This is a genomic window from Paenibacillus sp. J14, assembly GCF_000518465.1.
Taxonomy (GTDB): domain Bacteria; phylum Bacillota; class Bacilli; order Paenibacillales; family Paenibacillaceae; genus Fontibacillus; species Fontibacillus barengoltzii.
This window is the reverse complement of the sequence record NZ_JADQ01000016.1, coordinates 1-21,582: the sequence shown is the minus strand read 5'-3', so window position 1 is coordinate 21,582 and position 21,582 is coordinate 1. Positions and strand designations below refer to the sequence as shown.

At 48.3% G+C, this 21,582-nt stretch carries 17 protein-coding genes and 1 pseudogene; 14 read left to right on the top strand and 4 right to left on the bottom strand.

What is annotated here, in order from left to right:
* The 3 genes from M891_RS0108155 (at position 1) to M891_RS0108140 (ending at position 5,710) form a co-directional block, all read left to right on the top strand.
* On the top strand, positions 1 to 840 hold the full coding sequence (locus tag M891_RS0108155; protein ID WP_028538472.1) for a DNA adenine methylase: 840 nt from the start codon (positions 1 to 3) through the stop codon (positions 838 to 840).
* 369 nt (positions 841 to 1,209) lie between these two features.
* Positions 1,210 to 3,351, top strand: a complete 2,142-nt coding sequence (locus M891_RS0108145; RefSeq protein WP_028538471.1) for an McrB family protein — start codon at positions 1,210 to 1,212, stop codon at positions 3,349 to 3,351.
* The gene (locus M891_RS0108140) at positions 3,323 to 5,710 is read left to right on the top strand and encodes a restriction endonuclease-like protein (protein ID WP_028538470.1); all 2,388 of its coding nucleotides are present in this window, start codon (positions 3,323 to 3,325) and stop codon (positions 5,708 to 5,710) included. The genes M891_RS0108145 and M891_RS0108140 overlap by 29 nt, the downstream gene beginning before the upstream one ends.
* Before the next feature lie 91 nt (positions 5,711 to 5,801).
* Here the strand turns inward: M891_RS0108140 and M891_RS26070 are convergent, their stop codons facing one another.
* Complete coding sequence (locus tag M891_RS26070) at positions 5,802 to 5,945, bottom strand: ribbon-helix-helix protein, CopG family (protein ID WP_084628853.1); 144 nt, start codon at positions 5,943 to 5,945, stop codon at positions 5,802 to 5,804.
* Positions 5,946 to 6,215: 270 nt separating this feature from the next.
* On the opposite strand from M891_RS26070, the gene M891_RS0108130 reads away from it, so the two are divergent.
* Positions 6,216 to 6,662 (top strand): hypothetical protein, encoded by a 447-nt coding sequence (locus M891_RS0108130; RefSeq protein WP_028538468.1) that lies wholly within the window; start codon positions 6,216 to 6,218, stop codon positions 6,660 to 6,662.
* Between the two features lie 109 nt (positions 6,663 to 6,771).
* Here M891_RS0108130 and M891_RS0108125 read toward each other — a convergent pair whose 3' ends face one another.
* Positions 6,772 to 7,527 (bottom strand): CPBP family intramembrane glutamic endopeptidase, encoded by a 756-nt coding sequence (locus M891_RS0108125; protein WP_028538467.1) that lies wholly within the window; start codon positions 7,525 to 7,527, stop codon positions 6,772 to 6,774.
* Positions 7,524 to 9,821 (bottom strand): alpha/beta hydrolase family protein, encoded by a 2,298-nt coding sequence (locus tag M891_RS23545; RefSeq protein WP_036699729.1) that lies wholly within the window; start codon positions 9,819 to 9,821, stop codon positions 7,524 to 7,526. Before M891_RS23545 ends, M891_RS0108125 begins: the two co-directional genes overlap by 4 nt.
* A 151-nt stretch (positions 9,822 to 9,972) precedes the next feature.
* Here M891_RS23545 and M891_RS0108115 point away from each other — a divergent pair, with 151 nt between their 5' ends.
* The 10 genes from M891_RS0108115 (at position 9,973) to M891_RS25755 (ending at position 20,015) form a co-directional block, all read left to right on the top strand.
* Complete coding sequence (locus M891_RS0108115) at positions 9,973 to 10,704, top strand: response regulator transcription factor (RefSeq protein WP_028538466.1); 732 nt, start codon at positions 9,973 to 9,975, stop codon at positions 10,702 to 10,704.
* A complete protein-coding gene (locus tag M891_RS0108110; protein ID WP_028538465.1) occupies positions 10,694 to 12,154 on the top strand; it encodes a sensor histidine kinase in 1,461 nt (486 codons plus the stop codon). The genes M891_RS0108115 and M891_RS0108110 overlap by 11 nt, the downstream gene beginning before the upstream one ends.
* A 389-nt stretch (positions 12,155 to 12,543) precedes the next feature.
* Complete coding sequence (locus tag M891_RS0108105) at positions 12,544 to 13,596, top strand: siderophore ABC transporter substrate-binding protein (RefSeq protein ID WP_028538464.1); 1,053 nt, start codon at positions 12,544 to 12,546, stop codon at positions 13,594 to 13,596.
* 13 nt (positions 13,597 to 13,609) lie between these two features.
* A complete protein-coding gene (locus tag M891_RS0108100) occupies positions 13,610 to 14,629 on the top strand; it encodes an ABC transporter permease (RefSeq protein ID WP_009224926.1) in 1,020 nt (339 codons plus the stop codon).
* A gap of 122 nt (positions 14,630 to 14,751) precedes the next feature.
* Positions 14,752 to 15,693 carry an iron chelate uptake ABC transporter family permease subunit gene (locus tag M891_RS0108095; protein WP_442952244.1) on the top strand — a complete coding sequence of 314 codons (942 nt, stop codon included), beginning with the start codon at positions 14,752 to 14,754 and terminating at the stop codon, positions 15,691 to 15,693.
* Entirely contained in the window at positions 15,690 to 16,442 is a 753-nt protein-coding gene (locus M891_RS0108090; protein WP_028538461.1) for an iron ABC transporter ATP-binding protein, read from the top strand. Before M891_RS0108095 ends, M891_RS0108090 begins: the two co-directional genes overlap by 4 nt.
* Positions 16,443 to 16,743: 301 nt before the next feature.
* Entirely contained in the window at positions 16,744 to 16,914 is a 171-nt protein-coding gene (locus M891_RS25760) for a GyrI-like domain-containing protein (RefSeq protein ID WP_309599147.1), read from the top strand.
* 197 nt (positions 16,915 to 17,111) lie between these two features.
* A complete protein-coding gene (locus M891_RS0108085; RefSeq protein ID WP_028538460.1) occupies positions 17,112 to 18,266 on the top strand; it encodes a DUF418 domain-containing protein in 1,155 nt (384 codons plus the stop codon).
* Positions 18,267 to 18,293: 27 nt separating this feature from the next.
* Positions 18,294 to 19,403 (top strand): sensor histidine kinase, encoded by a 1,110-nt coding sequence (locus M891_RS0108080; protein ID WP_028538459.1) that lies wholly within the window; start codon positions 18,294 to 18,296, stop codon positions 19,401 to 19,403.
* A 6-nt stretch (positions 19,404 to 19,409) separates the two neighbouring features.
* The gene (locus M891_RS25755) at positions 19,410 to 20,015 is read left to right on the top strand and encodes a response regulator transcription factor (protein ID WP_084628847.1); all 606 of its coding nucleotides are present in this window, start codon (positions 19,410 to 19,412) and stop codon (positions 20,013 to 20,015) included.
* A gap of 172 nt (positions 20,016 to 20,187) precedes the next feature.
* On the opposite strand, the pseudogene M891_RS23540 reads toward M891_RS25755, so the two are convergent.
* Positions 20,188 to 21,582 (bottom strand): annotated as a pseudogene (locus M891_RS23540) (IS1182 family transposase); the annotation flags it as partial.

Genomic DNA, 21,582 nt, shown 5'->3' with positions numbered 1-21,582 from the left:
ATGGCTAAGTCTCTTTCACCGCTCCGTTACCCAGGCGGGAAGTCAAAAATATATGATAAAGTAAAAACTCTTATAGAAATCAATGCTTTTGGTAACAAAACGTATATAGAGCCATTTGCAGGTGGCTTCGGTATAGGGATTGGTTTATTAAGAGAAAATGTTGTACAGACAGCTGTGCTAAATGATTTTGATTCCCACATATATCACTTTTGGTACTCAGTGTTTCATCACACTGATGAATTACTTAAGATGATTGTGGATACTCCCATAACCCTAGAAGAAAGAAAGACTCAACAGGCTATATATGATGATAGCTCTGCTGATGCATTGAGCGATGGGTTTGCAACGCTTTTTTTAAACCGTGTGAATTTCTCTGGTATTATTAAGGGGGGGCCGCTTGGGGGAGAATCGCAGAGCGGCAAATATAAGCTGGATTGTCGTTTTAATAAAGAGGATATAAAAAAGAAAATAGAGAATATCGCTTTGTTGAAAAATCGTATCACTATTTATAATTGTGATGCTAGTGATTTAATAATTAACAAGCTGAGTGAAGTTAAACATAATGCATTTTTTAACATTGATCCTCCTTATGTTATCAAAGGGAACAGACTGTATACTAATTATTTTGAGGAAGATGATCATATAAATCTTGAGAGGGTAATAAGCCAACATCTACAAAATTATCCATGGATCGTAACTTATGACAATTGTGAATTAATTAGAGATATTTACAGTCAATATCACTTGGAGGAATATTATATTCAGCACAACGCAGGTGGTAGTGTACTAGGTAAAGAATTAGTTATTACGAACATTCCGAATGGATCATTTGTTTGGTGAGTTTCAACTTGTAATCAAAATCAGATATATACAGATAAACGTTTATACCAATAACGATTTCGTCCTGAATTTTTTAGTCAAAAAAGCTCTTACTCTTAAGAGTAAGAGCTTTTTTGACTATGTTTAGTGCATTTTGAATAACCGAGTAAGTTTGATTGGATAGTGTTTCTCAGACTGGTTTAATTTATTTAATGAATCAGTTTCTCGCTGAACAGAATCAAAATTAGCTTCCAGATCATTGATTTCTTTAAACAGAGTGATCAAATCACGTTTCTCCAAAAACCTTCTGTTTTGATACAAGATTATTGGAATATAATTTATGAAGGTTATATTGAAAATATGTAATCAATATCAGAAACGAGGGTCAACATGCTCACTCAAGTTAGAAGCTGGACACACGATGATGCAATTCCTAATCTCATCGGTAGAAAAAAAGTGGACTGGTCTATTTTTGAATATGGGTCGACGATACCAAATGAGTTTGTGAAATTTTTCAATGAAGCCAACGGTGGAGAAGTGGTTGAGGTTGGTAAAGGAAAACAACTCACTCTTATTTATAATGGGCTCCATTATCAGGCCTCTTTAAGAAATGTTGATCAAGTAAGTGCAGGAAGAACTACTTTTCAAATACGTTACCACTCGCCTGAGATTAAAGAGCTTATGCAATCTGTTTTCAAAATTTCTTATGAATATATCATATCTCAAAAACCTCAGGATTCGGCTAGCAAAAAGCAAGTGCTCGTACCAGACGAATTAGCAGAGTTTATCGAGTTTTACTCCACAGGTGAACCATTCAAGTATGAGATGAAACTGATCCCCTCCACGAGTGCAAAATCCCCTGACATTTGGTGGGTCAATCAAGGTTCAACTCTTAATGCAGAAAGGGAAGAAGGGATACTGTGGGCACCTTTGTCTGGAAAAGGAGGACGCTCGCAATATCATTGGGATACGATGGATGAAGTGCGAAAAGGGGATATCATCTTACATTACGCGAATGGATCATTGCGTTTTGTAAGTAGGGTGATTGAAGACCCTGTACATGCTCCAAAACCCTCTTCAATGGCAGGGTCAAGTTGGGAAGAGGAAGGGAGACTTATTCGGGTGGAGTATTTTGCAATTGAGCCGAATATTCCATTGAGTAATTTTTCTCAGGAAATTTTGAAATTGAATATTCATCAGGGACCAATCCATTCAGGTGGTGGGGTGAAACAAGGATATCTATTCCGGTTCACCATTCCGGGGTTGACAGTCATCCAAGATCAATCACCTCAAGTAAAATGGCCAGATTTTACGCGTATAAAGGGAGATTACAATATGGATGAGGTAGTAAAAAGTCCAGCTCTCATTGAGGACAGAGATGTAGTGGAAGTTCTACGAAAGATCAAAGCGTATATTAGCCAGAAGGGGTTTAGTTACCCATTGCACCTCATCGAAAACTTCTACCTCTCCCTCAAAACCAAACCTTTCGTCATCCTAGCTGGCGTGTCGGGAACCGGGAAAACCAAGCTAATTAAGCTCTTTGCAGAGGCGATGGGGGCGACCTCGGAGAATGGACAGTTTACGCTAATTCCGGTCCGGCCGGATTGGAGTGATCCGTCGGATTTGATTGGCTACAGTGACTTGTCCGGTAAGTTCCGTCCAGGGCGGGTTACCGAGGTGTTGTTAGAGGCATCCCAAAACCCGAGCAAACCTTATTTCATCTGTCTGGATGAGATGAACTTGGCTCGAGTTGAGCACTATTTCAGTGATATGCTCAGCATTTTGGAGACTCAGGAATGGCGCGACGAACGTATTGCTACCGCTCCAATCCTTCACAGCAGCTCGCTTGTGCAGGACGAGGATCAAGAGGTTTATGGCAATCTATCGATTCCGGAGAATGTGTACTTGGTCGGAACGGTCAATATGGACGAGACAACACACCCTTTCAGTAAAAAGGTACTCGACCGGGCAAATACCATCGAGTTTAATGATATCTTTTTAGATCGGTATCCTGACGAGGAGTTAGGGAGAGGGCAACGTCCAGAGGCAACGCCTAATCGATTCCTAAGAAGTGATTATCTGCAGCTAGTCGATGCCTATGGTGCGGATTCCAAGGATTTGATTCGAAGCACGACCGAAAAGCTAATGAACATCAACAGCACTTTGGAAGAGATCCATGCGCATGTTGGTTTTCGGATTCGGGATGCGGTGTGCTTCTATATGCTCTATAACCAGCGGTTTGGGTTGCTCACTGAGGATGAGGCGTTTGATCACCAGTTGCTCCAAAAAATATTGCCTCGCATTCAAGGCAGCAGCGCTTCGATCCGCAGGGTTCTTCTGAAACTAATGCGGGAGTGTGTGGATTTTTCTTTTGCCGTCAATGAGTATGAGGAGGATATGACCTCCTTGTTCGAGGGGGATAAGTTCAAATCACTGATCGATCGGGCCAAGTATCCGCGTAGTGCCAAGAAAATCGCTTCGATGTTACGGAGGCTAGAAGAAGATGGATTCACCTCGTACTGGTTATCGTAATGCGCCAATCGAGTTAATACGCATAGAGACCAATTGGTTTGATTTGTATATCAAAGGGAAGCCATTTCATCCGACCGTCGAAACGATGCAGCTACATCGGCAAGATGGGGATGTGTGGGTGGATGCCCATTTCCATATCGAGGTCCCATCTCCAAAGGTGGTTATGACTTCAGTTGAGGTGTTCTCCCATCAAACCATGGATCTCGCGACTTGGAATCCTGGTGATTCGGCAGCGCCTCTATTTTTCGAAACCCAACCTTATGAATTCGTGCTGGAGAAGAAGCAAGAGGATTTGCCCATCGTGTTCTTCCATGAAAATCTTCACTTACGACAAGCGGTGAAACCTATAGGTAGTCGCAGTCGGATCTTGTCTGGAGTGCTCAACTTTCAGAATGAGGTCGGCCTTACGGAGTTGGAGCTTCGTTTGCATGGAGAAGTGATCTTTAAACTACAGCTTGAAGTGTTCCCGTCCAAAATGGACTACAAGCGCGATTATGAAGTGATTTTGCGAGAGGTAAATGAGCAGATCTATAACCTGTCTTTTGACTTCCTGCGCAAGACGTTTCATCTTACCGGATTAAGGGAGACACGGCAGCAGAGTGTAACGGAGTTTTTTACGATATTACAGCGGGTTTTTGTGCAGCTGACCCAAGGCATTGATCGGATCAAAAACGCTCCCCACTACAAAATGCGCCGTGAATCTCATCTTGTGGAAGCGTCGAAGGCGAAGCGGGTGGGGAAGGAGAATATCGCTTTTTTGCGTAAACGGCCAGAGCTATTTCTTCCGGGGCAGGAGCTACCTACGCACGTGCTTGAGACCCGGCGATATAGAGACTTCGATACGGCGGAAAATCGATTCGTCCGCTGGTTGTTATTGCGCATCACTTCAAAATTGAAGGAGCTACGGTCCAACGCAGCAAGGAAAGAGAACGTGGACCCCGTATTGCTGAAGAAAATCGACGTGATGAGTTCGCAGGTACAGCGGCTGTTGAGACAGGATTTTTTGCAAGTTGGGGATATGAAGCAGGTCTCCCTATCCCTGGTCTTACAGATGGCTCCGGGGTATCGGGAGGTCTATCAGATCTATCTCTTGCTGATGAAGGGGCTTTCGATCCAAGGCGATCTGTTCCGGCTATCGATGAAGGATCTGGCGCAATTGTACGAGTACTGGTGTTTCCTGAAAATCCACGATTTGATGCGGCGAAAATATGAGCTGGTAAGCCAGGACCTGATTAAGGTGAACCGGAGCGGTCTCGTTGTGACGCTGAACCAGGGGCGGAAGGCGAAGATGGTGTATCGGAATCCGCGTAATGGAGAGGTGTTTACCCTCTACTATAATGCTCTGCCCCCGGGAGACAGCCACACTACGTTGGCACAGAAACCGGATAATGTGCTGACATTAAAAAAGAATGATGCGGCGATTGAGTATAAGTATATTTTTGATGCCAAATATCGTTTGAATGCAGCCCATGAGGGGACGCCTTACTGGAAGAAGTACAAGCAGCCGGGGCCTGAAGAGGAAGACATCAACACCATGCACCGCTATCGGGATGCGATTGTGTACCAGGATCAACGAAACGGTGAGTACGAGCGGAGTATGTTTGGGGCGTATGTGCTCTTTCCATATCCAGATGAGGTGAAGTTTAAGGAGCATCCTTTTTACAAAAGCATTCAGCTCGTCAACATCGGGGCAATCCCGTTTCTGCCCAACACAACCGGTCTGATGGAGCAACTACTGGATGAGATCATTCAAGACAGCCCGGAGAAAGCTTACGAACGTTCCACTCGCCCTCGCGGGACGAAGGAATATTACTACAACAAGTTTGCGGGCAAGAACGTCTTGGTAGGTTCACTCAGAGAGCCTTCCCAGCTGGAAATGGCGCTGAAGCTCCGTTTTTACCATATGCCACTGAAAAATATCGTCGACCACAAGTTACTGACTCAAATCGAATACATTGCAATGTGCCAGTCTCGCAAGAAGTTCCTGGGCCCAGGGAACACGGGGATCCATTGGTTTGGTCGTGTTCTGGATTGGAAGGTGGTCCGGAGAAGGGAAATCACGGAACGGCCCGCTCGGCCTGGGACAGAAGAGGAGTTGTATGTTAAGTTTACGATCGAACGGTGGGAGCGGCGGGACAAGCCCATTGCGCTAGGTGGACAAGGGATATATACCTGTCTGTACACGAGCAAGTACATGTTTGATCGAGCCAGTGAAATTGCGGAATTGAAGCTGGAGAATGAGGAAGACCTACGGGAATGGCGTGAAGCACGTCGACTTGGTAAGGTGAAGGTGCAACTGGATCACAGCGATGTGGATTTGGCAGAAAAAGTGGTGGGGATTCGGGTGGAGGAATCCTAGGAACACTTCTGAAATAAATATCTTGAAGCAATGAAGCCCGCTCGTTGAGCGGGTTTTTGCTTTCAAGGTTATATGATTGAATTTACATGAATTATTCGTTTGTGGAATCGATAAACTTAACATTCTTAAGGGCATATTCCAACGCCATGTTAATGATTTCGTTCCGAGAACGATTGCTCTTCCGGGCAAGTTCATCTAATTGTTCTTGAAGGATTTTTTCAATGCGAATGGACATTGTCACAGTCTTGTCTTCCCTTGGAGTTATGATGAACTCATCATTGCTCACACGAATCACCTCACATATCAGTATAGATAGAAAGTGAGGAATTATAACATAACACAAAATGTATTTAGAAATGAATACAAATTGCAATGTAGTAATATTACATATATAATTACAAACATGATGAAACGACTGAAATGACCCTCTTGCTGCACTCATAGTATGCAGAAGCATTCGTTATTTTTGACCCCGGGGCTGTAATTCATGTAGGAGGCATCATTTATGGAAATTATTTTAGAATCAATTCCAGGTGGAGCCTTATTCTTTGATGAATACATAACCGACTTGTTTAAAGTGAGATTTTATCTGGAAGACCAAAAAATCGTTAGTCCTATTTATGCTTATGGTCCAAACTCAGAAGGTAAGGAATTCAAAACTGAACTCTGTTTGAGCAGCTTACTACCCTATGTAGATGAAGTTAGAATTAAAAGAATTTTATTAGAGATCTTGATATCGGATACAAGATTGGAATTGAACTCCTATGAACAGGAACTAGACACAGCAAGTTCCGAAGAACTGGCGAAAATATGGGAACCCCGCGATAAAAGCAAATGGTGGACACTGTTATATCTAACAAAAAGAGAAGTTCTGCATTACAGTAAATACGATGCACAAAGGAAACTTCATAAATACGAGAAAATGCTAAGTGAATTGTCGGATGAGTTTTAGTTTCTTCACGTATTGAATGGCTTCTTAAATATATAGGACAGGGATACGACGCCCCTCGCGCCCATGAAGAGAAACCACAACCTTATGCGGTTGTGGTTTCTCACTATGCTTAGTTTATCCCATTGAACAACACAGGAAGCAAAATCAACTGGTTAATGACATGCGTGGCGATATGTCCGAGCATGGCGTAGGCTATTCCGTGTTTCCAATACAGATAGCCAAATCCGATGCCTGGCAAGAAGTTAAGTAATAGCGTCCGGGCTACAGTCACGTTGCTTAACCCCAGCATTTGTGCAGTGGCAGGAAGATGCCCTGCGGCAAAGATCAAGGCGGCCAAGACTATTCCCACGATATAGATGCTATTGCGATCCGAGGTGTTTGTCAGCTTGCTGGCCAGCCAGATGAGGATCGACATCAGTCCGAATCGGATTAGAAGCTCCTCAATGATTCCCCCGTACAATACGCTTCCCGCAAAATAAAGCCAGGAAAATTCAAACTTCTCCGATAGTCCCAAACTTCCGGCAAACACCAGCTTCTCTGCAATGGCAATAAAACTGGCGGACAACAGTCCGATGCTCAGCGCTGCTACCAGGCTGGTTCTGCTCCACACCAATGGCTTGTTCAGATTCACTTTGGGAGCAGCCCAGATCCCTGCGATTGTAGCCAGTCCGGCTAACACTGCCGTTTGAAGCATGGTGATCAGAATAAGGACTTGCTTCGACCCGAGTTGCGCCGCGATTTGATCTTCCAGTTCAGGGGATAAGACAATCGTTTGCTGGGCTCCTAGCAAAGCCCCGGAGATCAAGCCTAGTACGATCGTGGCAATCACTTTTTTTGCAGATAACATTCTCTTTGTTGTGGTCATCGCTCGTTTTCCTTCCCAATACTAGATTTCAAGGCATTGATGACAGCAGCATCGTCACGAATGCCGACATCACGTAAATAGATCGAGCCGCTGGCGGATTGATCAAACACGAATCGGATTTGGCGGATCCGCTCCGGCTGGAACAACGAATTGACGTGGCTGAAGTCGGATAGCTGGAAAGCAAAGTTTTGAAACACCGGCTCTTTGGTCGGCATCAGCGACGTCAACGGCCATTTTACGATACCGCCTTGGAACATCGGCAGCAGACCGCCCGCTGCACTTAGCGGCAGGGAGGCCGTGTTGCCGCTGATATCCTCGACTTCGATGGTCAGATCGACCAGCTCTTCCTGTGTACCCGACCGATCCGCCATGGAGAAGACGAGGGTGCCATTCGGCGGGATAGCAACCCCATTATCGGGTAAGGCGATCGTATAAGAAGGAGTGCCATCGACCTTGACGCGGTCCCATCCGAGACGAACGGCGTTAAACGGACCGGGGGCGAACTTCATTTCGACCTTTTCTTCTTTCCATTCCGTGAGCCGCTCTCCTATCAGTTGCCCGCCGGGCAGCGTGGTGGTGGAGAGGTCGATATCCTCGTCGAAGGTGCTGATGAGCGTCGTCCGGGCGTCTGAATAATCGTGGATGTACATCGTATCCGGCAGCCACTCCTTTGCGTAACCTAGATTTTGGAAAATAGCGCGGTACTCTGTTCTCCCATACAAGGTTGCATCAAGGAAGGACGAGATGAGCACCTTCGCCGCTCGCAGCTGCTCCTCCTGCGGGATCAGCTGGGCTCGGTTGTACAGCAGGTTGCCAAGCCCCGGCGCATCGCTCCGGCCCCATACCGTATTGAACTGCCCGTGATTGGCCCCGTAAATATAGACGGACGCTTTAAAATCATCACTGCCCGAGGTAAACCGGATCCGGTTGTACTGGCTTGCTCCGGCAAAGGAACTGACGTCCATGTCGTGAGCGCCTTGCAGGGCGAGGTAGTTCACATCAGTCAACTCCGTTGGCTGGCTTGCCGGTTCGTATTGCCCGTCTGTACCCGCCAGCGAGATGACGGAACGGATGCCAAAGCCGTAATTGAACTTGATGTTGCCGTCCTCCGGCGACGACTTCAGCCGGTTGTACGCGGCCGCCACGGTGACTGCCTCGCCGCCCCGGGAATGGCCGATGAGCGCGATCCGGTTCATGTCCACTTTCCCATAGAACGGATTGCTCGCTGTGCTGTTCCATTCCTTCCATACGCTCAGGTGCTCCAGCATGAGCCAGCCGCGTGCGGGGTTTTCCTTCTCCAGCACGTTCAACATGAACAAGTCGTCGAAGGGCGACGTGTTGAGAAAATTTTCATCGATCGACACGACGATATAACCTCTACTTGCGAGAAGTTCCCCCAGATAGGCGTAGCCTGGGTCTGAATAATCGGTGGCAAGATGGTTGCCATGCACGATCATCACCAGCGGAAAGGGCCCGTCTCCGTCTGGATACCAGACCAGCCCGTTTAACGGCATCACATCTGGCCCAAAACCAAATGTCTTCGTCCGGAGCGAGGACCAGTTCGCCACAAAGGCCGAGCCGTCCACCGGCTCCGTGATCAGCGAATCTTCTGCGTTAAAAACCTTTCGGTAGCCGTTTGCGCTGCCGTAGGTTAGTTTTTTGATCGGATACGTCCCCGGCTCCGCAGGATTCGCTAATGTTCCCGGGTAATGCCCTGCTGCCTTCATGGCCGATAGCCGGTAAGGCTTCACCAGTTCGGCGCGCCCGCCATCGACCAACCAAACTCCCGTACAGAGGGTAAAAGCTACGGTCACTGCCGTCGCCATTCCGGCGATCACCTTGGTGCGTGTTGTCGCTTCGCGATAGGAACTCCGGATCCAGCGGGAGATCAACGCCCCCGATAAGGAACAGCCGATCAGCACGGACAAGGTGACGATCAGCATGACCGTCATCGGACCGATGAAGCTGATGAACATCAGGATGAAGGAGGCAAGTGCCAGACCTATGTACCTCGAAGGCACACGCTTGGCAAGATGCAGTACCCCAGCAAGGATCATGGCAATGAAAGTAATGGCAATCAGGAACACTCCGGTTCCGATCACATAATCCCACAGGCCCCGCGACCCAATCAGGTGATAGCTTTGGATGAGAAAAATGACGCCCGCGATACCATAGAGCGCGATGGATGCTCCTTTCCAGCCCGGAGTCAGCGGGGGTTGACGCTTGATCCCCCCGACAATCCGTTCCCGCCACGTTCGGATCGAACCCCTTCTGGACAACTCTGTTTCTGCCATATCATGACCTCTTTCTCAGATGATTGTTACAACAACATCCAATATAGGGACCTCGTCTTTCCGCCACCTGTCGCTTTTCTTACAATAACCTTACATAGCAGGAAATCGGCTTTACGGTGCGAACAATACGAAGGAGTGAGGTGGTGGAATAATGCGCAAAACGATACTGTTAGTCGACGACGAGCAGGACATCGTGGACATGCTGAAGCTTTTTCTGGAGCCAGATTATCACGTTCTTGAAGCCAATGACGGACAATCCGCGATGGAGATGTTCGCTCGCGCGTCAATCGACCTGGCGGTGATCGATATCATGATGCCTTATGTGGACGGCTTCAAGCTCCTTCAATGGATACGGAAACATTCCAGGATTCCGGTGATTGTTCTGTCGGCCAAAAATCAGGAGGCGGACAAAATTGCCGGGCTTGGCCTCGGTGCGGACGATTTTATCGCCAAGCCGTTTAGTCCTTTGGAGGTGGTGGCCCGAATTCAGGCGCATTTGCGGAGAACGTACGAATTTAACGATGCCGGCGCGGCGGCGGGAGCAGGCGTGGACACGGCCATTGCTGAGACCCGGCTGGGTGAGCTAATCCTGGATCATGAAGCGTGCCTGTTATACAAGCGCGGAGAACCAATCGAGCTGAGCGCGATCGAATACAAGCTGCTGAAGTTGTTTATGAGCAAGCCGGGGCGCATCTATACGAAAAAGCAAATCTTCGAGCAGGTGTGGTCCGAACCCTATATCGCTGACGACAATACGATTATGGTGCAGATCAGTCGGCTGCGGGACAAAATCGAGGATTCGCCGCGGGAACCCTTTTACATTAGGACGGTTCGCGGCCTCGGATACCGGTTCGCCAAAAAGGATGAGCTGGATGCAACGTAAACCAAAAAAGCTGTTTGGGATGTTGCTTCGGAACTACGTGATTTTTTCACTGACGCTGGGAATGAGCTTCATCGTGCTGCTGCTTTTTTTCGTGGAAAGAACCAACGTGCGAATGCCTAAGGATATGTCGTTGCTGCAAGCCCATGCGATTGTTCGACCAAATCCGGCCGATATCCCGACCGATGTGGTTGAAGAAGTGGGCGGTTGGGTGGAAGTTCTCGATGAGCAGCTGCGGATCCAGGAGGTTAGTGGAGAGAAGCGGGACGGTGACAGAACAGCGTATACGGAGCGGGAAGTGAACGCTCTTTTTTACGATACGGACGACAATCCGTACTATACGTCAATGGCTCCATTTCATACGGAGGACGGAGAGCGTCGTTACGTCTTGGTCCGGCTGCCGAAACAACAGATCCAAGCGGAATTCATGCTCAACGAGATGACGGAGGACTATCAGAGAATCTTCTGGATCGCACTAGCCGAGACGGGAGCGTTGTTCGTCTTGCTATTTGGAATAAATGTATATGTATACAGTCGCTTGGCCGCAGTCAGACTAACTAACCCGCTTAGCGCGATTGCCGCAGGTATCCGGAGTGTATCGGATGGGCGTTACCATGAGCGGCTTCACATCGAAGCGAATTACGAGCTGGCGCAAATTCAGGAGAGCTTCAACAAGATGGCGGAAAAGCTGGAGCGAGCAGAAGCGAGCAATCGACAGCTGGCGGAGAGCAAGCAGCAAATGCTTGTCCATATTTCGCACGATCTGAGAACGCCGATCACGACGATTCAAGGTTACGTAGAAGCGCTGCAGCATGGGGTCATCAAGGAGGAGTCCGGACGTCAACGGACACTTGGCCTCATCCACGGCAAGACGAAGCTGGTCGCGGAACTGATCGACGATGTATTTGAGTTGGCGAAGCTGGAGGTTCCGGATTATCCTGTCGTCAAAAAGGGATGTGATCTTGCAGAGTTCACGCGCGAAATGGCCGCCGATTATTACGATATGTTCGAGGAGAAAGGGATGACGTTCGAGTTCGACATTCCTTCAGACGAGGTGTCGGTGCCGATCCATACGAAGCTGCTGTATCGAGCCGTCTCCAATCTGCTGGCGAACGCGCTGAAATACAATCCACCGGGGACGCATGTACGGCTGTCGCTTATTGATGAGCCGGACGTAGTGCGGATTGAGGTTGCAGACAACGGCGTTGGCATCCCTGCTGAACTGCGTGCCCGTGTTTTCGAGGCGTTCGTCCGCGGAGACGCTGCGCGCAAGAGCGACGGCGGCTCAGGGCTTGGCCTGACGATCGCCAAGCATATCGCAGAGAAGCATGAAGGCAGCCTTGTGCTTGATAGCGACGCAGGCTGGACGCGCTTTGTGCTGACCTTGCCAAAGACAGGGGAGATGAGCCCGGTCATGGAAGAGCCGCACGCGGTGAGCGAAGTCGGAGCTTAAATGCGTCACACGACAGCGAATTGTAGATTTGCCATACCGCAGTTCACCCCCATTCTGAAAGCCCAGTCCGTATCAAGACTGGGCTTTTTTCCTGTCTCCCCCTCCTCAACCAGACCTGTTTAACCTTGTGCGACCGCTGTATAGTTATCCCTTCTCTGGAGCGTAGACTTTGATATTCTCTAATTTTAGATGCAAAAAAATTTGAATTTCTGTATTGATATTAATTTTTCATGATGCTACAATAACACTCAGTGATAATGATAATTATTATCAATGAATGATAACTTGCGATGTAAGGAAGTAAATTCATGCAGGATGGAACAAGGTACATACGGATTTAGTTAATCATTCTATTTATATAATTTTTATTTAAAGGAGAGGTCATACAAATGAAAAGATTCATAACGAGCATCTTGATGGTCATCTTGGTATTGGCGTTAGCCGCATGTTCCTCTAATACAAACACTGCGGGGGAAAGCAATGTGAAAGCAAATAACAGCAACGCTTCCACTGCAACCGAAACGTCCGCTGAATCGACGGAAGCAGCAAAACCAACGACCGTTGAGTTTACAGATAGCCATGGTACGGTAACGGTTCCGGTTAATCCGAAGAGCGTCGTTGCTTTGGATAACAGAACGTTTGAAACCCTTGCGGATTGGGGGGTTAAGCTCGCGGCTGCACCTAAAGGGGTAATGCCTAAAGATTCCCCTTATGTTGCCGACGAATCGGTACAAGATATCGGTAACCACAGAGAGCCTAACCTGGAAGTCATCGCTGCGGTTAACCCAGATCTGGTGATTGTAGGTCAACGTTTCTCCGGCTACTACGAAGATATTAAGAAGCTTGTTCCGAATGCAGCCGTCATTGATGTAAACGTTGATGTATCCGGTGAAAATGGCACGCCAGGTGACAATCTGGTCAACGGCTTCAAAGAGATTACAACGAAGTTTGGTGAAATCTTCGATAAGAATGAAGAAGCAGCTCAACTGGTAGCCGAATTCGATCAAGCGCTGGCTGACGCGAAAGCAGCTTACAATGGAACAGACAAAGTCATGAGCGTCATTGTTTCTGGTGGTAACATTGGTTTCGCTGCTCCATCTACTGGCCGCGTATGGGGGCCGCTGTATGATATCTTCGGTTGGGTTCCAGCTCTGGAAGTTGCGAACGCAACGACGGACCACCAAGGGGATGAAGTTTCTGTAGAAGCTATTGCGCAAAGCAATCCGGATTGGATGTTCGTACTTGATCGCGACGCTGCAACTTCCAGCGGAGAAGAGAGTGTTCCTGCTCAAGACGTAATTAACAACGCTCCGGCACTTCAAAATACAACAGCCGTATCTAAAGGACAAGTTTTGTATGCTCCTACGGACACCTACACAAATGAATCGATTCAAACGTTCATTGAAATCTTCCAAGAAATTGCGCAAACTCTAAAGAAGTAAAATAAAGGAGTACATGATTGTGCCCGAGAATGTTATCGCTGAGGTTGAGACTACTTCTCAACCTCAGCTTTCTAAGCGTAAAAAGATATGGACATTTCCCTTCATACTTGCCATCCTCGGCGTTATTATTCTAGGTATCATCTCTCTGTTTACGGGGGTGTATGATATCTTTGGACAAGAAGACGGCTGGGATATGTTCTTCATCACTCGGATTCCAAGAACGGTGGCCTTAATGCTTACCGGGGCGGCGATGGCCATGACAGGGCTGATCATGCAGCTGATGACACAGAACAAAATGGTCGAGCCGACCACCATCGGAACAACGGAGTGGGCGGGTTTAGGTCTGCTTACGGTCTACTTGCTAATCCCCAGCCCTTCATTAGTAGTACGGATGACGGGTGCAATTATATTTTCATTCGTTGGAACGATGGTTTTCTTCTTCTTCCTAAGGAGTGTAAGACTTCGCTCTTCTCTGATCGTTCCGATCATTGGATTAATGCTTGGTGCCGTCATCTCGGCATTGTCCACTTTCTTGTCGCTCTTCTTTAACATGTCTCAAGTGATCGAAGGCTGGTTCATCGGTTCTTTCGCTCCAGTTCAAGCCGGAAGATATGAATATTTGTGGATTATTATCATTGTCACGTTCTTCATTTTTCTGTATGCCAATCGTCTAACGCTAGCTGGATTGGGAGAAGACGTAGCCACTGCTTTAGGTGTCAATTACAAACGACTTATTCTATTGGCGAATTTACTCATTGCAGTTGCCGTAGGGATTGTCGCCTCGGTCATCGGCAATCTTCCTTTCTTAGGATTAATTGTCCCTAACATCATATCCATGGTTCGCGGAGACGATCTTCGCAGCAATCTCCCTTGGGTATGTGTCATGGGGATGGGGACGATCATGCTGTGTGATATCGTATCCAGGGTTATCATTATGCCGTTCGAAGTGCCCGTCTCCTTAATTCTAGGTACCGTAGGAGCGGTCGTTTTCATCCTCATTTTGCTAAGACAACGAAAAAGCAGGAGGCTGTGATGAAGACATTAACAGTGGATTCTCAACTCAGCATAAACAGCGAATTAAACGCCAGCCCTCGTGCTAGATCTGCCAGCGCTTTTCGAACCAAGAAAGAAGCGAAACGCTACTGGATTTTACTCATGTTGTTCATTGGTGTGGGTTTGCTTGCTGCACTTGGGTTGTTGCTTTATAACAATCCAGTACCGGTGGACTCTCCCTCTTTCGTTCCTGTTGTAAAGAGACGGCTCGTGGCCATTGTCGCTATGTTCATTGCTGCATTATGTCACAGCTTCTCAACCGTCGCGTTTCAGTCTGTAACGAATAACCGGATGATTACCCCTTCTCTGCTGGGTTACGAATCCCTTTATTCAGCGATCCAGACCGGTACGTTGTTCTTCTTCGGAGCGGGTGCGCTCGTCAGCTTCACGGGGCAGGGCGCCTTCTTCCTTCAGGTTTCGCTGATGGTTCTGTTGAGCTTAACCTTGTATGGATGGCTGCTGTCCGGGAAGTATGGCAATTTGCAGCTGATGCTTCTCATCGGCATCATTATTGGAGCAGGCCTGAATTCCGTTTCGGGCTTTATGAGACGAATGCTTGCCCCATCGGAGTTTGACCTGCTGCAGTCCAGGCTTATTGGCTCGGTCAATAATGCGGATTCTGAATATTTTCCTATCGTGATTCCGCTTGTTATCCTTACTGCCTTAGGTCTATTCTTCTTTTCTAGAAAGTTAAATGTCCTGGCGCTAGGAAAAGATGTGGCAACGACCTTCGGCTTGAATTATCAGGCGGGCATCATCTTTACGCTTGTCTTAGTCGCTGTCTTAATGGCTATTTCTACTTCATTGCTTGGTCCGCTGACCTTTTTTGGTTTTTTAGTGGCGATGCTGAGCTACCAAGCCGCACCAACGTATGATCACAGATACGTCTTTCCAATGGCTTTTGCCATCGGTTTTTGTATTTTAACGTCTGCTTATTTCTTGTTGTATCACGTCTTTCATGCACAAACCGTCGTAGGTGTCATTATTGAGTTATTTGGTGGACTTACGTTTCTGATTGTAATCTTAAGGAAGAGGTCGCTATGATAAGTATTCAGAACGCTAGGAAATGGTACGGGGATGAAGTCAAAATCGGGCCCTTAAACATCGAAATTCCCAAAGCCGGGGTAACCTCCTTAATTGGCCCGAACGGTGCTGGAAAATCGACGACGCTTCTCATGATCGGCAGATTGCTGAACATGGATGAGGGTCAAGTTACCGTCGCCAATATGAACGTGACAACATCGAAATCCGATGATCTAGCAAAGATCCTCACGATCTTGCGCCAAGAGAATCATTTCGTTACTAGACTTACCGTCAGACAGCTCGTGGGGTTCGGTAGATTTCCCTATTCCAAGGGAAGATTAACCAAGGAAGATGAAGTCATCATTTCGAAGTATATTGATTTTCTTAAACTGACGGACCTCGAGCATCGGTTTTTGGATGAGCTTTCAGGCGGGCAGAGACAAAGAGCCTATGTAGCCATGGTGCTCTGCCAGGAAACCGAGTACGTGCTGTTAGATGAACCGCTCAACAACTTGGACATTGCCCGTTCGGTACAGATGATGGAGCATCTGAAGATCGCCGCGAATGAGTTTGGCCGAACCATTCTTACCGTCATGCATGACATCAACTTCGCCGCCAAGTATTCCGATCGCATCTGCGCGATGAAGAATGGACAAATTGCCGCATTCGGAACGGTTCAAGAGATTATGAAGCCTGAAATTTTGTCGGACATTTTCGAAACGAAAATTGAAATTATCGAAGGACCTTATGGTCCGATCGCAGTTTATTAGGTGAGCGGGAGATCAGTTAAGAGCATAAAGCTGTACGAGGCGAGTTTCAGGTTGTCCTGGGCTCGCCTTTTTGGTGTCTTTTGAACCAAGGAGAGCCCCTTGATTGAGCTAAATTGGCATTGATTGAATCATTGCAGAAGGCGATTGATTATATGGAAGCTCACGTTCTTGATCCTGACCGATATCACGGTTGGTGATTATATTCGGCGGCGTCGGTTAACGCTGGCGGCACAAGAATTAATCAGCACAGACAGCATGGTGTTACTCCGAGTGAAGCCCGAAAAGGGATCGGAAAACTACAATCCAGGGACCTGTCCCAACCGCATTTGTAAATACCTACAGACAAATTTATTCGGAATGGCTGCCTTCAAATGGGTATGTGCCTGCTGAACTCCCGACTATTGAGGCTTATATCAGTCAAGATCTCTATAGTCCGAATTCCAAGAATGAAATCTGGCCTGCCGTAAAGTGAAATTGTATTATCAGAAGGCTTGATTCAGATTCAACGGAGAATCAAGTACATTGGACGAGGCTGATCTGCAGCCTTGAGCCCTATAAAAGTGATCACATGACACTGTCATCCCAATCTCCTGACAACTGTGAATTCCGCCGCCCCGGTGTTCAAAGGTAGAATGAAGCTACCAAGAGAAACGAAAGGACGGGAAAGGGATGGAGAATCACGGCGGGAGAATACGCTTGCTCGATATTCTGAGAGGGTTCGCGGTGTTGGGGACGCTGGGGACGAATATCTGGATTTTCGCGCATTTGGGAGACATTAATTATGTCTTTACTTTTTATCATGCGGCGTGGTGGTCGTCGCTTCAGGACTTCGTGCGAGTCTTCGTGTTGTTCTTGGTCAACGGCAAGCTGCTGGGCTTGCTGACGATCATGTTTGGCGTTGGGCTGGAGATGAAGTATCGCCAGGCCTTGAAGCGGGGGAACCCCTGGCCGGGAATGTACCTTTGGACGTCGTTTATCCTGATGGCGGAAGGGTTGCTGCATTTTACACTGGTGATGGAGTATGACATTTTGATGAGCTACGGGATCACGGCGATCATCGCCGCATTTATCGTCAAAGGCGGGGATCGGGCGATTCGGCGGGCGATGTGGATCTTTGGCGGGGTCCATGGAGCAATCATGCTGCTGATTCTAGGCTTCGGGATATATCTTGGACTTTCCGGGGTGCATTTCTCGATGGGAGATATGAGTGAGACGAGGGCGTTATATGGCGGCGGCAGTTGGTTCCAGCAGGTTCAGGATCGGCTGGTGAATTTTTGGGCGCTCCGTTTGGAAGCGGTGTTTGTCATTCCCATGAACCTGTTTCTGTTCTTGCTGGGTATTCGGATGATGCGGTCTGGGGTATTTGCTCCGGATGAGAAGGGGAGACAGCATCGAAGAAAGCTGTTGAAGCTAGGTTTGGCGTTAGGAATTCCGCTGAATTTGCTGATGTTTATCCCCGGCGGGTATTTGGATTTCCCTGTTCGGTACTTATTTGCCCCGCTTCTCTCGCTGGGGTATCTCGCACTCATCGCGAAGCTGATTGAACGTTACGAAGGGCTGTGGCTGTGGCATCGGCTGGAGCAGGTGGGGCGGATGTCGCTGAGCTGCTATGTCTTGCAAAATATTACCGCTTCCCTTATTTTTTATGGATGGGGTTTGGGCTTGGGAGGCAAGGTCGACGCATTTACCACCGTTCTCATTTGGATGGCCATCTCCAGTTTCCAAATCGTCTTCGCCTCGCTGTGGTCCAAGCGGTTCCGATTCGGGCCGATGGAATCGGCGAGAAGGTGGATGACGAACCTCGCGGGCAAGCAGGCCGCTTGAGGATCAAGCATAAGGTGAGGATGCTAATTGTTTCGGAAGCTGTACCCTGAGGATCAAGTCGAGAAATTTCTACTGCTGGACGTTATTATCATTGTATTTCTAATGTACCGCGTCCTAGTGCTGGACGTTCCCTATCCGATCTTCATGAAAATCGGGTTTCTCCTCCTGTTCCTTGCCGTCTATTATGTCTGTCTATGGCATCGTCGCTGGTGGATGCTCCTGGGAAGCTACGTTGGCTTCCTGCTGATTCTCGCGCTGAGCCTTTATGAAGGAATGGGGGCTTTGCTGTATGGCTTTGTGTTTGCAGATTTTTTGGGAAGGGCGGATCGCAAGCGAGTCATTGGCATCGGCATGGTTGGCATTGCCGCGATGTTCCTTCTGGCCGGTTGGATCCATGAAGGGGAGCCGGCGGGAGTCTTTCGGACGATTTATTTTCCATTAATGGTGGTTCAACTGGCGTACCCTCCGATCCTTCAGGTTCGAGAGGGGACGAAGGCGCTGAAGGAGAAGCTCAATCTCGCGAATGCTCAGCTGGAACGCTATATTCAGGAGGAGGAGCGGAACCGGATCGCCCGGGATCTTCATGATACGTTGGGACAAACCTTGACGATGATTAAGATGAAAAGCGAGCTGACCATCCGGTTAGTGGATCAACGCCCCGAACAAGCGAAGGAGGAGCTGCGCGATATCGTGAACACCTCCAGGCACGCTTTAAAGCAGGTGCGGGAGCTGGTGACCGGAATGAAGTTCGTTCCGCTGGAGAAGGAGATCGAGGTGGCGGGGGAGCTTTTGCATAAAGCCGGGATCCGGTTGGTTGTTACGAATCAGACGCCCTTAACTCCTCTATCCCCGGTGGCCGAAACGATGCTGGCGTTATCCGTCCGAGAGGCGGTGACGAACATTCTCAAGCATAGCGGGGCTAGTGAATGCACGCTCACCCGGTATGAACGGGATCAGCGGTTGTATCTCGAAGTAAGCGATAACGGCAATGGCCAGCTGGAGCCGGGAAAAGGCAACGGTGTACAGTCGTTCCAGGAACGGATGGCGACGCTGCAAGGGGATGTCGAAATGAAGCAGCGCCCGGGGCAGGGAACATCGATTACATTTATTGTACCGCTAATCGGAAATAGGGGGTGAAGCCGGATGATCCGTATCGTCATTGCCGAGGATCAACAAATGCTGCGAGGAGCGTTTAAATCGCTGTTGTCTTTTGAAGAGGACATGGAAGTTGTCGCCGAAGCGGAGGACGGAGAAGCCGCATGGGAAGCGATTGTGCGCTTAAAGCCCGACGTGTGCTTACTGGATATTGAGATTCCGGGGCTGACGGGGCTAGAGATTGCCGAGCGGCTCAAACAGTCTGGAAATCCGGCCAAAGTGATGATCGTGACCACCTTTGCCCGTCCGGGGTATTTACAGAAAGCGATGGACCTCAAATTAGAGGGGTATCTGCTAAAGGATGAGCCCATCGAGTTTCTGATCGATGCCATCCGCAGAGTGATAGCCGGTGAGCGCGTGATTAGCAAGGACCTGGCGGAGGTGCTGTTTCTTAGAGAGGACAATCCGCTGACCGAACGGGAGACTGAGGTGCTGCGGTTATCGCATGCCGGACGGTCAACTCGGGAAATTGCGGAGACGTTGTTTTTGACGGAAGGAACGGTCCGAAACTACTTATCCCTGGCGATTCAAAAGCTCGGGGTGGAGACCCGGCAGCAGGCCACGGAGCGGGCGAGGGAGCAAGGCTGGATTTAGGCGAAGGCAGGAGACCTTCGTTATAGTCTCGGTCTAATACTATTGTAGGGGCTGTCCAATAAGTCCCCAAAATAAAAAGTTGGACGGAAAAACGTGACGTTTTTTTCGTCCAACTTTTTTGGTTCTGTCGCTTTTGCAGGAGAGTAGCGTGGCGGATACCCGCCACCTTCAGTAGATTGTGGGCCAAAGCCACAATCCCAAACTCCGTGTGAACCTTCTCTAGCCCTCGCAAGGAGAACCGCCGGAACGACCTATTGCCCTTGATGTGACCGAATACGCTCTCTACCTCGACTTTACGTCGAGCATAGATCGCGGATTTCTCGTCATCCTCAAGGGCTTTTTTGGCCTTTATTTTTAACTCTTCCCAGATCGTATTCCAGTGGATCTGGCGGTTTCCCTTTGCCTTCGTGCAGCTTGTCTTGAATGGACAATCACTGCAATCTTCACATTCATAAATTTTAAAGCTTTGTTCCAGGCCGGAAGTGTTCTTTTTCGTTTGGTATTTCTTAAAGAGAACATACCGGCCATTCGGGCAAATAAAACGGTCATTGCGCTCTTCATATGTCCAGTTGGATGCGTGCCGAATGTCCTTCTTGTATCGACGTGTTTTCTCTTTCATGTAGCTGCCGTAAGGAATGAGAAAATCAAAACGCGGCTCTTTTTCTTCGCCCACTGCATACAAGTAGTTCTCTTCACTGCCATATCCCGCATCAGCAATCACCGTTTTCGGCATCGGCAAACCAGACGCAGCCAATCGCTCCATATGTGGAATGAAGCAACGCGTATCGGTGGGGCGCTGGTGGATGCTGTAAAATAAAACGAACTGGTTTTCCGTTGCCATTTGCACATTGTAGCCCGGTTTCAGTTGGCCATTTTTCATGTGGTCTTCCTTCATCCGCATAAACGTAGCGTCCGGGTCCGTTTTGGAATAGCTGTTGCGATCACCAAAGCAGGCTTTCTGCTGTTCATATTTGGTGAGTCGGGGAAGAAAATCCTCCCGAATTTGTTTCAGCGGTTGCTTCAAGGCACTGCGCTTTTTGCGTAAGACCTTTCGCTCCTGGCTGTCATTTGCCTCGGCGATTTGTTCCGTCAATCCTTCGACCTTCTCCTCCAGCACGACTGCTGCTGCTTCAAGCTTGGCAGGGAGTTCGTTTGGTTCTGCTGCATATTCACCAGCTTCTTGCTCTATGAGCGTATGAATATGCGCAAGGGTCGCCTGCACCTTTTCCTTAAGCTTCTCCTCGGAGCGAAGCGTGGATTTTTTCCACACAAACGAATACTTATTGGCGTTAGCTTCGATCTTCGTGCCATCTAAGAAGTACTGTTCCATCGTGATGTAGTTGTCTGCGATGAGCTTTTGGATCATCGTTTCAAACAGCTCGTCCATGAACGCTTTCATGCGCACACCGCGGAAATCGTTCAAGGTGCGGAAGTCGGGCTGCTGCATGGCTGCCAGCCACATGGCGGGGAGATTTTCATGCAACAGCTTTTCGATACCGCGACAGGAGTAAACCTTTTGCGAGTAACCGTACAGAATGACTTTTAGCATCATTTTAGGATGGTAGGA